This is a genomic window from Ferviditalea candida, from assembly GCF_035282765.1.
Lineage (GTDB): Bacteria > Bacillota > Bacilli > Paenibacillales > KCTC-25726 > Ferviditalea > Ferviditalea candida.
This window is the reverse complement of sequence record NZ_JAYJLD010000133.1, coordinates 1-377: the sequence shown is the minus strand read 5'-3', so window position 1 is coordinate 377 and position 377 is coordinate 1. Positions and strand designations below refer to the sequence as shown.

Here is a 377-nt window from a genome sequence, read left to right as displayed (position 1 = left end):
AGCCGGCTAACCCATGCCGCCATTATAACCGAGGCACCTGCGGTAAGACGATGAAAAAGTTATGTGGAAACGTTATTCTGTTTTCACTACCCGTGCGCCGTGGTACAATGAATGTGCCATAAAACTGTTGATTCGATGACCCCACCACCTTCTTACGAAGGTTGCTTTCCCCAAAGCTTGGATCATCTGAAGCAATTTTATGGCTTTTTCTTTTGGTTCCTTCGGCAGCACTTGATGGTTTCCTTCTTCCCGAAGGAACAGCGTTAATTCGGTCTGCTTGCCGTAAGCACGTTTTTCGTAGAACCGCCGCAATTGGCGCGTACATAAGGAAGAGCGGGTGATCCAGAATGCCAGCAGGATGTGGATAATGAAGTCCA

The 377-nt window shown here is 48.0% G+C and carries 1 protein-coding gene; it reads right to left on the bottom strand.

The features are described 5' to 3' along the window. Window positions 1-72 precede the first annotated feature (72 nt). A partial coding sequence (locus tag VF724_RS21395; protein WP_371756254.1) for a hypothetical protein occupies window positions 73-377 on the bottom strand: 305 nt, incomplete at its 5' end.